The organism is Labrys methylaminiphilus subsp. lupini (assembly GCF_051161885.1).
Lineage (GTDB): Bacteria > Pseudomonadota > Alphaproteobacteria > Rhizobiales > Labraceae > Labrys.
Genome location: NZ_JBMDIH010000002.1, coordinates 1,851,828 through 1,862,426 on the forward strand (window position 1 = coordinate 1,851,828; position 10,599 = coordinate 1,862,426).

At 60.7% G+C, this 10,599-nt stretch carries 7 protein-coding genes, 3 pseudogenes and 1 other annotated feature; of the genes and pseudogenes, 7 read left to right on the top strand and 3 right to left on the bottom strand.

Annotated elements, in window-relative coordinates:
- Nucleotides 1-8: 8 nt before the first annotated feature.
- The 3 genes from ACN6KF_RS34140 to ACN6KF_RS34150 form a co-directional block, all read right to left on the bottom strand.
- Nucleotides 9-833, bottom strand: a complete 825-nt coding sequence (locus ACN6KF_RS34140; RefSeq protein ID WP_434961297.1) for a carbohydrate ABC transporter permease — start codon at nucleotides 831-833, stop codon at nucleotides 9-11.
- Complete coding sequence (locus ACN6KF_RS34145) at nucleotides 830-1,708, bottom strand: carbohydrate ABC transporter permease (protein ID WP_434961298.1); 879 nt, start codon at nucleotides 1,706-1,708, stop codon at nucleotides 830-832. The genes ACN6KF_RS34140 and ACN6KF_RS34145 overlap by 4 nt, the downstream gene beginning before the upstream one ends.
- 95 nt (nucleotides 1,709-1,803) lie before the next feature.
- Nucleotides 1,804-3,201, bottom strand: coding sequence for an ABC transporter substrate-binding protein (locus ACN6KF_RS34150; protein WP_434961299.1), 1,398 nt, complete (start codon nucleotides 3,199-3,201; stop codon nucleotides 1,804-1,806).
- A gap of 103 nt (nucleotides 3,202-3,304) precedes the next feature.
- On the opposite strand from ACN6KF_RS34150, the gene ACN6KF_RS34155 reads away from it, so the two are divergent.
- From ACN6KF_RS34155 to ACN6KF_RS34185, 7 genes and pseudogenes are all read left to right on the top strand, one after another.
- Nucleotides 3,305-4,363: an ABC transporter ATP-binding protein gene (locus ACN6KF_RS34155; protein ID WP_434961382.1), complete on the top strand. Its 1,059-nt coding sequence runs from the start codon at nucleotides 3,305-3,307 to the stop codon at nucleotides 4,361-4,363.
- 6 nt (nucleotides 4,364-4,369) lie between these two features.
- Nucleotides 4,370-5,992, top strand: a complete 1,623-nt coding sequence (locus ACN6KF_RS34160) for a GMC family oxidoreductase (RefSeq protein WP_434961300.1) — start codon at nucleotides 4,370-4,372, stop codon at nucleotides 5,990-5,992.
- A 172-nt stretch (nucleotides 5,993-6,164) separates the two neighbouring features.
- Nucleotides 6,165-6,914: pseudogene (locus tag ACN6KF_RS34165) on the top strand (IS3 family transposase); the annotation flags it as partial.
- Between the two features lie 69 nt (nucleotides 6,915-6,983).
- Complete coding sequence (locus ACN6KF_RS34170; RefSeq protein WP_434961383.1) at nucleotides 6,984-7,304, top strand: integrase core domain-containing protein; 321 nt, start codon at nucleotides 6,984-6,986, stop codon at nucleotides 7,302-7,304.
- 323 nt (nucleotides 7,305-7,627) lie between these two features.
- A pseudogene (locus ACN6KF_RS34175) lies at nucleotides 7,628-8,855 on the top strand (IS3 family transposase).
- Nucleotides 7,908-8,024: a sequence feature (AL1L pseudoknot), on the top strand. It overlaps the preceding pseudogene by 117 nt.
- Before the next feature lie 100 nt (nucleotides 8,856-8,955).
- Nucleotides 8,956-9,240, top strand: a pseudogene (locus ACN6KF_RS34180) (HNH endonuclease family protein); the annotation flags it as partial.
- 513 nt (nucleotides 9,241-9,753) lie between these two features.
- Nucleotides 9,754-10,464 (top strand): IS110 family RNA-guided transposase, encoded by a 711-nt coding sequence (locus ACN6KF_RS34185; RefSeq protein WP_434961301.1) that lies wholly within the window; start codon nucleotides 9,754-9,756, stop codon nucleotides 10,462-10,464.
- Nucleotides 10,465-10,599 lie beyond the last annotated feature (135 nt).

Sequence of the window (10,599 nt, forward strand, 5' to 3'; positions counted from 1 at the left end):
ATCGCCCATCATTTCACTGCGCCCATCGTCAGTCCGCGGATCAGCTGTTTCTGGAAGACCAGCACGAAAGCCAGGACTGGTAGAAGAAGCACGATCGAGGCCGCCGACAACTCGCCCCAGCGGACCTGCTGATAGCCGACGAACGCATATAGGCCCAGCGGCACGGTGCGCACGTCGCTGCCGCCCAGCACGAGAGCGAACAGGAACTCATTCCAAGAAAAGAGGAACGCCAGAATCGACACGGCGGCAATGCCCGGCAATACGACCGGCAGGCAAATGTGACGAAACGCCTGGAAATAGGTGGCGCCGTCGATCGCGGCTGCTTCCTCCATCTCGCTGGGCAGATCCTCGAAAAAGCCCTTCATCAGCCAGACGACGATGGAAAGGTTGATGGCGACATGCGCGATGATCAGCCCGATATGGGTGTTGATGAGGCCCGTCCGGACATACATGACGAAGAACGGGATCAGCACCGCGACTGGCGGCGTCATGCGCGTCGTCAGGATCCAGAAGCCGTAGTCGACATTGCCGCGGAACCGGTAGCGCCCCAGCACATAAGCAGCCGGCAAGCCGATCAGCAGCGCCAGTGCTGTCGAGCCGAGCGCGACAATGGCGCTGTTCAGGAAATAGGTCCAGATCGCCGGCTCGGACAGTACCTTGGCATAGTTGTCGAGGATCGGAACGAACAGGAACTTCGGCTGCCGCGCCATGGCATCGACCTGTGCCTTCAGCGACATCATCACCAGCCAATAGACCGGAAACAGGCACCAGATAGCAAAGGCCCAAAGCAGCAGACGGCGTGCAAAAGCGGAGAGGTTTCGCGGGGCGTTCATAGCGCAGCCTTTGGCACGAACATGCGCATGCGCCGCAGGAAAAGCTGCGCCGCGACGATCGTCATCACAAGCATGACGATCGCGATGGCGGCGGCATAGCCCATCGACAGGAACTCGATACCCTGCTTGTAGGCGAACAGGTTCAAGGTGCGCGTGCTGACGCCTGGGCCACCACCGGTCAACACGAAGATAATGTCGAAGGTCTTGAAGGCGTCGATCGCCCGAAAAACGATGGCGACGCCAAGATAGGGCAGCAGTGCCGGCAAGGTGTGGTGGAAGAACACCTGCATCTCCGTTGCGCCATCCATGCGCGCAGCCTGCAAAGGCTCCTCGTCCATGGCCGCAAGACCGCCGGCCGCGATCAACAGGATGAACGGCGCCCACTGCCAGGTGTCGACCACCAGCAGCGAAGCCATTGCCATGCCAGGTGTGCCGAGCCAATCCTGCTGCGGCAGGCCAACCGACCGAAGCAGATAGTTGAACACACCGAGCGACGGATTGAGCATCATGCGGAAGGTGAAGACCGCGGCCACGGGCGTGATCGCCATCGGCAGCAGATAGATCGCCCGCAATAGAGGCACAGCCCTTGTCTCGTGATGCAGCAGCGTCGCGATGGCGACGCCCAGCACCAACTGGATCCCGACGGCGAGCACGGTGAAAATGGCGGTCGCTCGCAACGCCGTCCAGAACTCCTCTGACCGGAAGAGGTCGAGATAATTCTGCAGTCCGGCAAAGGCCAACGTATCTGGCGTGACCAGTGAATAGGTGCTCAGGCTCATGGCCACCGAGACGACGAACGGAAAGAGGGTCAGCCCCAGCAACAGCACGGTCGCCGGCGCCAGCATCAGACCGATGAAGCGAGCGCGTGCATCCATCTATTTTGCCCATCCACCTACCCGCGCCGCCGAAATGGCGCGGGCGAAAATCATTGCACACAAACGGAGCCAGGATCCTTCACGGCGATCCGGGCTCATGCGCCGAGCACCTGCTTGATCTTGCCGTCCGCATCCGCAAAGGCCTGCGCCGCATCGTTGCTGCCGGTAACGACTTCATTGACGGCGATGCCAACGGCATCGAGGATCTCAGCCGCCTTTGGATGAAACCAGGCTGCCTTGAAAAGATCGCCATCGGCCGCCTGCAGATTCTTGAGCGCGGCATCCGCCGCCTGCGGGCCGAAACGGTCGCGGAAGGCCGAGGTCTGCCAGGCGGAACTGCGCGGCGTGGCCAGGCCGGCAGCGCCGGCCAGCGCGGAAGTCTGCTTGGATGTCGCCCACATCAAGAACAACCACGCTGCCTCTTTGTTGACCGACCTGGCGTTGATGCCGGCCATCCAGTGCCACATGTTCGGTTTGGCGGGTTTGCCGGCCGTCGCCGGCAATACTCCGAACAGGGTGTTGCCGGCGACGGTGCTCTTGGACTTGTCCTCGATATCAGTGGCGAAGTTTGATGAATCGCAGCCGATCGCCAGCGCCCCTTGCATGAAGTCGTTCAGGCACTCCATCCAGTGATAGCTGGAAATGCCGACCGGTCCAGCTTCGCGCAGCAGTTTGCCATACATGTCCAGCCCAGCGATCGATTCTGGCAGCGCCAATCCGGATTTGCCGTCCAGTGTCACGTAGGATCCGCCATAGGAGAAGACGAAGCCGGCCAGCGTCCAAGGGGCAGCGTCGCCCGTTGGTTTCGCCCGCATGGCGATACCGGCGACATCGTCGGTTTTAAGCGCCGTTGCCAGCTTCAACAGGTCGTCCATCGATGCCGGCGCAGTAAAACCCTTCTTGTCAAGCATCGCCTTGTTCATGAACAGGGTCTGTGCCTCGGCGGTGATCGCAAGGCCGTAGGAGGCTCCGTCGCTCCACTTCTCGAACGAACGAGCCGACGAGAAGATATCGTCATCGTCGTACCAGGCGGCGTCGAAAAGCGCCGCATTCGAACGGAAGGCATCGATCGGCTCCAGCCATTTCGCCGAAATCGCCTGGCCGAGCGCCCAGATCATGAAGACATCGGGTGTAGCGCTGCCGCCGCCAAGCTTGACCGGCATCGACGCGGTGAATTCCGTCTCCGACTGTTTGTCGGCCTTGACCTCGATTCCGGTCAAAGCAGTGAAGACTGGAATCAACGGTGTGACTGCATTCATCCAGGGATGCTCGAGCCCGCCGAGAACGATCGCTTTGCCCTTCTCCTTCTGCCAGTCGATCTTGCCATCGGCATAAAGCTTGACCAGTTCAGCCGTGTTTTCGGCCGCATGCAGCGGCGTGCCGCTGCGCAGGCCAATCACGCCGGCTGCGGCCAGTATCGATGTTGCCCTGAGGAACGATCGACGGTCGATCGACAGGTGCAGGCCTCCAACAGGCATTTTCAGATTGCTCATCACATCCTCCCTGGCACCCAGATCGGCAATTTTCATCCCGCCGCTTGAATAGTCATATTATCGGAGTTATTAGAGGTCAAGAATGGAAATCGGGAGAGAGCCTTTGGTCGACGTCGTGCTGTCCAAGGTGGAAAAGAGTTGGGGATCGGTGCGCGTCATCCAGAACCTCGACCTGCATGTCCGCGATGAGGAGTTCCTGGTACTGCTCGGCCCTTCCGGCTGCGGCAAGACCACGACGATGCGCATGATCGCCGGACTGGAGACGGCGACCGCAGGCGATATCCGCATCGACGGCGAATCGGTCGTGAACAAACTGGCGCGTGAACGCGACATCGCCATGGTATTCCAGAATTACGGCCTCTATCCGCACATGAGCGTCGCCGACAATATCGGCTACCCCCTGAGGTTGCGCCTGGTCCCGGCGGAGGAGCGTGCGCGACGCGTCGGCGAGGCCGCGCGCAGAGTCCATCTTGAGAGCTTGCTCGACCGCAAGCCGCGGGCGCTTTCAGGCGGCCAGCGGCAGCGCGTCGCGCTGGCCAGGGCGATCGTGCGGACACCACGCCTATTTATGCTGGACGAGCCGCTTTCCAACCTCGACGCCAAGCTGCGCGTGTCAATGCGCGCGGAGCTCAAGCATCTCCACCACGATCTCAAAACGACGACGATCTACGTCACGCACGACCAGATCGAAGCGATGACACTGGCAACGCGAGTCGCCGTGATGCATGGCGGGCGCATCGTCCAGCTCGACACGCCCGAGCGCATCTATAACGACCCGTCGGAGTTGTTCGTCGCTGCCTTCATCGGCTCGCCGCCAATGAACCTCTTGCGTGGCGACATGGTCAACGGCGTTTTCCAGTCCGGTACCATCCGGATCGATGGGCTGCCGGTTTCGCTCGGCGGCGACGTCACGCTCGGCATTCGCCCGGACGATGTGACCGTGGCGGGCAAGGCCGATGCCGACATCGAAGCATCGGTATTCGCGACCGAATTCGTCGGCCAGAACAGGCTGGTTTCAGTCAAGGCCGGTGACGATCTTTTCTGCGCCGTCACCGGCGCGGACCGCCAGATCACGATCGGCGAGACGGTGTTTCTGAGGCTCAACCGCGACCATATCTTCTTCTTCGACACCGCGACCGAAAAGCGTCTGCGCCCGGCCTGACGAAAGATGAGCAACGATTATGATTACATCATCGTCGGTGGCGGCAGTTCGGGTTGCGTCGCAGCCTGGCGCATGGTCAGCGAATTCGGTGCCAAGGTCTTGTTGCTGGAAGCCGGCGCTGATCGCATCAGCCCGATCATGCACATGCCTGCGGGATATATGAAATATCTGGCACGCGACACCTATCTCGACATGCACAAGATGGTGCCGCAGCCGCAGATCGGCGGACGCAGCACCATTGTGCCGCAAGCGCGTGTTCTCGGCGGAGGATCATCGGTCAACGCCATGGTCTATATGCGGGGCCAAAGCGGCGACTATGACAATTGGGCGCGCACGCTCGGCACCGGGCACGATTGGTCGTGGGACGACATGCTCGGGCATTTCAGGGCGCTGGAGAAGAATGATCACCTGGGAGCGCCTTTTCACGGCAACGAAGGCCGGTTGCATGTCTCGGCGCCATTCCATCGCGCGGCTTTGACCGACGCTTTCGTGGCCGCGGTCCAGAATGCCGGCGAGCCGTTCAATCCCGACTTCAACGCTGGCCGTCAACGCGGCGTCGGTTACATGCAGTCCACCATCGGACCTGACCGGCGACGCTGCAGTGCCGTCGATGCTTTCCTGTCGCAGGTGCTGGACGATCCCCGGTTCGAGTTGCGGACGCATGCCAAGGTTGACCGGGTGATTGTCGAAGGCGGTCGCGCGAAGGGCGTGGAGGTCCACCACAATGGCGAGCGCAAACGCATCCATGCGAATTCCGGCGTCATCCTCGCAGCCGGGACTTACGTCACGCCAAAGCTGCTGATGCTGTCGGGAATCGGTAATGCCAACCTGCTGCGCGGCCTTGGCATCGCCGTCGTCTGCGATCTGCCAGGTGTCGGTCAGAACCTTCAGGATCACTGCGAAGTGCCGGTGATCCATAGAAGCAACGGCCGTTACGGCTATTTCGGCGAGGATCGCGGCTGGCGCATGATCCGCAACGGGCTGCAATATCTGCTTTTCAGATCCGGCCCGGTCGCGACCATCGGCGTCGAGGCCTGCGCCTTCGTTAACCCCGACGACCCGCAGGCCGACGCGACATTGAAGATCTATTGCGTGCCGACCGTGTATGTCGACCGCGACGTCTCGGGCGTTGACGCTTGCGACGGGCTGACCATGACTTGCTGCCTGCTGCGCCCCCAGTCCCGCGGCAGCGTGAGCATTCGTTCCGCCGATCCTGATGATCCGCCTGTGATCGACGGCGGCTTCCTCCGCGATCCAACCGACATGGCAATGATGCTCAAAGGCATGAGAACCGCGCGCGGCTTTGTTGCCCAGAAGCCATTGGCCGGCATGATCGCCGACGAGATTGTCCCCGGCAAGGAAGCCGTCAGCGACGAGGCGCTGCATGCCCATGCCAAGCGCATGGTCAAGACCAACTACCATCCGGTGGGAACCTGTAAGATGGGCGCCGAGGACGACCGCATGGCCGTCCTCGATCCGGCACTCGCGGTGCGCGGGATCGGCGGCCTGCATGTGATCGACTGTTCGGTGATGCCGTCGATCGTCAGCGGCAACACCAGCGCACCGGCAATGGCGATCGCGCACAAGGCCGCCGGTTTGATTTGTCACATGCACCAGAAAATCGCCTGACACCGGCGAATATCGAAAGGCTGGCCCTGGTTGTCGGCAAAGGAGGATCAATGACTGTCGACACCAATGTGGATGCAGTTCGACGCATTGACCTGCCACTGAGTTTTTCCTCCACATTTGATTAGAGTGCGGCCCTGATTGAAGGACGGACGAATGAAACGGAAGCGGTTCACGGAAGGGCGAACCTTCAGGGGTCAATCGCGTCTATCGGCTCTACCGGGAAGAAGGGCTGACGGTCCGCAAGCGCCGTGCCCGGCGACGAGCGGTGGGAACGCGAGCACCGATCCTGGTCGAGGCGAAGCCCAATGTGCGGTGGTCGCTGGACTTCGTACATGATCAGTTTGCCTGTGGGCGGCGCTTCCGGGTGCTGAACATCGTCGATGACGTGACGCGGGAATGCCTGGCTGCAATCCCCGACACCTCGATCTCCGGCCGTCGCGTTGCCCGTGAACTGACCGACCTGATCGCTCGGCGCGGTAAGCCGGGAATGATCGTTTCCGACCATGGCACGGAGCTCACCTCGAACGCTATCCTGGCCTAGTCGAAGGATCATCACGTCGAGTGGCACTACATCGCACCCGGCAAGCCGATGCAGAACGGCTACGTCGAGAGCTTCAACGGGCGAATGCACGACGAGCTCTTGAACGAGAGCCTGTTCTTCGACCTCAACCATGCCCGCAGCGCCATCGCTGAATGGGTCAAGGATTTCAACACCACGAGGCCGCACTCCTCACTTGGCTATCAGACCCCGGCGGCCTTCGCTGAGGTCCTCGCCGCAACCGGTTCGCCGGTTGCCAAATCCGCGCCTCACGGCGTAACAGAAACGGCCGAGGCTCTAATCGCCGCTGGACGAAAACTCAGTGGCAGGTCACATTCACTGGTTGAACAGGTTGCACAAGGAAGCCGCTGCCCCAAAGTCTAATCCATCACTTCGACCGGAGCATTCAATACGCCTGCACCGACTACCTTAAAGCAGCTGGAGGATCACGCCATCCGCCCGAGCATGAGCGCGCCAGGCAGTCCCTACGACAACGCTCAGGCCGAAAGCTCCATGAAGACTTTGAAAAAGGAGGAAGTCGACTCCAAAAACTACCAGACAATCGAGGAGGCGCGCCGCAATATTGGCCCCTTCCTTGAGACCACCTACAATCGCCAGAGGCTCCACTCGGCCCTTGGCTACAAATCCCCGGTCGACTTCGAACGGCAGTTGAACCCACCCGCGTCAAACTCAAACAGTACGCCCCCTGTCACCCAAACTTTTTGTCTCACCAGAGGGGTACAATCCACAGGTTCGGCTCGCATCTCAGGGTGATTTTGCTTGCGCACTGGTGGATCGATCGTCTGCCGTGTCAATGGTCGCGGCCCCTTCATCAGAGGACGGATCGTCGATCTCAACCCAGCATCCGCTCAGGCCCTCGGATCGTCCAGCCTGGCCAAGGTTCACGTGAATGCGGAATAATTGGGTGTCAAAGAGACCCGGCTTTCCGGGGCTGGGGGTTTGAAGATTGGATCGCCGAGTCTCTTTGCACCGTGGTGGTGAACGCTCTCAACTTGAGCGAGAAGAATTAGACCAGACTTAGCATCTTGAACCGCCCCGGGTTTGTCGGAGGCCCCAATTCCTGAGAGGATGGGGCTATGACGAGCAAGACGACGAACAAGTTCTCGCCTGAGGTGCGCGCGCGGTGCGGATGGTGCTGGATCACGAAACCGAGCATCCGTCGCGCTGGGCGACGATCACGTCGATCGCGAGCAAAATCGGCTGCACGGCGCAGACGCTGAACGAGTGGGTGAAGAAGGCCGAGGTCGAGAGCGGTCGCAAGTCTGGGCTGACGACGGACATGGTGGCCAAGCTCAAGGCCTTCGAACGCGAGAATCGGGAGCTGCGGCAGGCGAACGAGATCCTGCGCAAGGCGTCGGGGTATTTTGCCCAGGCGGAGCTCGACCGCCGACGCCGGTCATGATCGCTTTCATCGACGATCACCGCAGGGCCTATGGGGTCGAGCCGATCTGCAAGGTGCTGCCGATCGCCCCGTCAACCTATCGTGAGTATGTCGCCAAACGGATCGATCCGGGGAAGCTGTCGGCTCGGGCGAAGCGGGACCTGGAGCTGAAGCCGCAGATCGAGCGTGTGTTCGGTGAGAACTTCGAGGTCTATGGCGCGCGCAAGGTCTGGCGGCAGATGTTGCGCGAGGGGTTCGACGTTGCCCGCTGCACGGTCGAACGCCTGATGGCCGACCTCGGCCTGCAAGGTGTCATTCGTGGCAAGCCGATCCGCACGACCATCCAGGACAAGGCCGCACCGTGCCCTCTGGACCATGTCAACCGGGTCTTCCATGCACCGGCGCCAAACCGGCTCTGGGTCTCGGACTTCACCTACGTCTCGGCCTGGTCGGGCTTCGTCTACGTCGCCTTCGTGATCGATGCCTATGCTCGGCGGATCGTCGGTTGGAGGGTGTCGCGGACAGCCCATGCGAGCTTCGTGCTCGACGCGTTGGAGCAGGCTGTGCACGAGCGCCGACCTGTGCACCGGGGTGGCCTCGTGCATCATTCCGACAGAGGTTCTCAATACGTCAGCATTCGATACACCGAGCGCCTCGCCGAGGCCGGTATCGAGCCCTCCGTCGGCAGTGTGGGCGACAGCTACGACAACGCTCTCGCCGAGACGATCAACGGCCTCTACAAAGCAGAGCTCATCCATCGGCGCGGACCATGGCGAAGCTTCGAGGCTGTGGAGTTCGCGACGCTGACCTGGGTCGACTGGTTCAACAACCGCCGCCTGCTGGAGCCTATCGGCAACATCCCGCCGGCCGAAGCCGAAGAACTCTACTACGCGATGCTGAGCGAACCAGCCATGGCAGCGTGACTCAAACAAAACGGCCTCCGGCAAACCAGGGGCGGTTCAGTATGAGCAAGGTGCCCAGGGTGTTCCAAAGTGCAAGGATAAAACGCGGGTATTCGACTTCTCGAACACGACATTGGAGCACGTCTATCCGCAGTCAGTAAAGGGAACTGACAAAGTCGCCGCTCTGGAAAAGGTCAAACACACCATTGGCAATCTGGCGATCTTCGGCCCGAATGACAATGATGCCGCCGCCAATAAGTCTTATGCAGAGAAGCGCACCGTATTGAAAGCTTCAAATCTGAAACTCAATCGGGATATTGGCGCAAACACTAAGTGGACGGCTTCAACCGTCGATGCACGCACGAAATCACTCGTAAACATGGCCGTAAAGGTGTTTGTCCCGTAAGCGCCGTAACTAGCGGGCGCGACCGTATCGGGCGAACACTTTGTCGAACACAGCCGAACTGGATACCAATCTCGGACGACGCACTCCTCTTCATTGAGCCAGGCGCTTTGCAGCAAGCAGGGGCCTTTCCTCTATTCGCCGAAATCCGGGTAGGTTAGCGTTCGCGCCTCGTTAATTCCATCTAGCGCGCTGCCGTGTAAGGGCAAACGAACATGCCTCACACGAGAATCTTCTTGTGATTTCAAATAGTTCCAGCCGACTTTCGGAAATCATTTTAGAGACCCAATGATGGTCACTTGCCCCGCGTCTGGGGCCTTCTGGATGTTGCGCGTTGAGAAACGTGCACTGGAAGGAAGCAGATATGACCATTTCAACGAAATACATCGGCCTTGATGTTCATCGGGATACGATATCGATTGCGGTTGCTGACGAAGGGAGCGACCGGGAGGTCCGGTTTTTTGGAACTGTTGCCAACTGCGGAAGGCGCTGACGAGCATCGGGAAAGACGGTGCGATGCTGAGGGTTTGCTATGAATCCGGTCCCTGCGGGTTCGCCATCTATCGCTTCTTGAAGAGGTTCGGGATCGATTGTGTTGTGATCTCGCCATCCTCCATGCCGCAACGGCCGAACGATCGGGTGAAGACCGACCGGCGCGATGCCCAGACGCTGGCCCGGCTTTTGCGCGCCGGCGAACTCGCACTCGCCGCCGTCTGGGTTCCGGACGAAGCGCATGAAGCGATCCGCGATGTGGTGCGGGCGCGTCGGCAGGTGAAGCAGGACATCGTGTCGGCAAAGAACACGCTGAAGAGCTTCCTGCTGCGGCACGACCGCCGCTTTCCGGGAAAGGCCATATGGGGCAAGGCGCACTGGCGCTGGCTGTCGGATCAGCTCTTTGCCTTTCCCCACCAGCAGTTCGTCTATGAGGAATACAAACGACGCATCCAGGAACTGGAGGAGCGCTGCCGGCGCCTGGAGCAGGTGCTTGCGGAAGCGGTCACGGACTGGCCGCTCTCGCCGATCGTCACAGCGCTTCAGTCGCTGCGCGGCATCAAGTTCATCGCGGCCGTGACGCTCGTCGCGGAGATCGGCGATCTGCATCGGTTCGACAGTCCGAAGCAGTTGATGGCCTGGCTGGGCCTCGTACCGCCCGAGCATTCCAGCGGAACGCGGACCAGGCGGGGTGAACTCACCCGGACCGGCAACGCCGCCGCCGCACCATGTTGATCGAATCGGCGTGGCATTACCGCTACCCTGCACGAGAGGGACGAGCGTTGCGAGAACGCAATGCCGGACTGCCCGATCATATCCGGGCCATCGCCTGGAAGGCGCAGACCCGCCTGTGCGCAAAGTTCCGTCGTG

Excerpts from the sequence above, each read along its gene's own strand:
- ACN6KF_RS34140 (WP_434961297.1), bottom strand. The coding sequence starts at position 833 with ATGAACGCCCCGCGAAACCTCTCCGCTTTTGCACGCCGTCTGCTGCTT.
- ACN6KF_RS34145 (WP_434961298.1), bottom strand. The coding sequence starts at position 1,708 with ATGGATGCACGCGCTCGCTTCATCGGTCTGATGCTGGCGCCGGCGACC.
- ACN6KF_RS34150 (WP_434961299.1), bottom strand. The coding sequence starts at position 3,201 with ATGAGCAATCTGAAAATGCCTGTTGGAGGCCTGCACCTGTCGATCGAC.
- ACN6KF_RS34160 (WP_434961300.1), top strand. The coding sequence starts at position 4,370 with ATGAGCAACGATTATGATTACATCATCGTCGGTGGCGGCAGTTCGGGT.
- ACN6KF_RS34185 (WP_434961301.1), top strand. The coding sequence starts at position 9,754 with ATGCTGAGGGTTTGCTATGAATCCGGTCCCTGCGGGTTCGCCATCTAT.